Origin of the sequence: Cellulomonas sp. GbtcB1 (assembly GCF_019091725.1) — a bacterium.
Taxonomy (GTDB): domain Bacteria; phylum Actinomycetota; class Actinomycetes; order Actinomycetales; family Cellulomonadaceae; genus Cellulomonas.
Genome location: NZ_JAGXJG010000365.1, coordinates 1 through 252, shown reverse-complemented (window position 1 = coordinate 252; position 252 = coordinate 1). Strand labels below are relative to the sequence as shown.

Annotated in this window: 1 protein-coding gene; it reads left to right on the top strand. The window is 79.8% G+C overall.

Features of this window, described 5'->3' with window-relative positions; genetic code table 11:
• Positions 1-252, top strand: a 252-nt coding sequence (locus KVT14_RS20730; protein ID WP_217617328.1) for a YfbK domain-containing protein, incomplete at both ends; no start/stop codon positions are given.

Below are 252 nucleotides of genomic sequence, written 5' to 3'. Positions count from 1 at the left end.
CTCCGCCGTCTCCCTGACGGTGCAGGTGCGCTGCAAGGACCCCGGGGCGACCGCGAGCACCGAGGTCGCCGCCCCCGCCGGCGCGGACGCGTACACCCGCTCCCCCGGCGCGGACTTCCGGTTCGCGTCCGCGGCCGCGGAGTTCGGCCTCGTCGCGTCGGGGTCCGCGTACGCCGACGGTGCCGACCCGGGCCGCGCCCGCGACCTGGCCGCGGAGGCGCTCGGGGAGGACCCGTACGGGCTGCGGTCGGA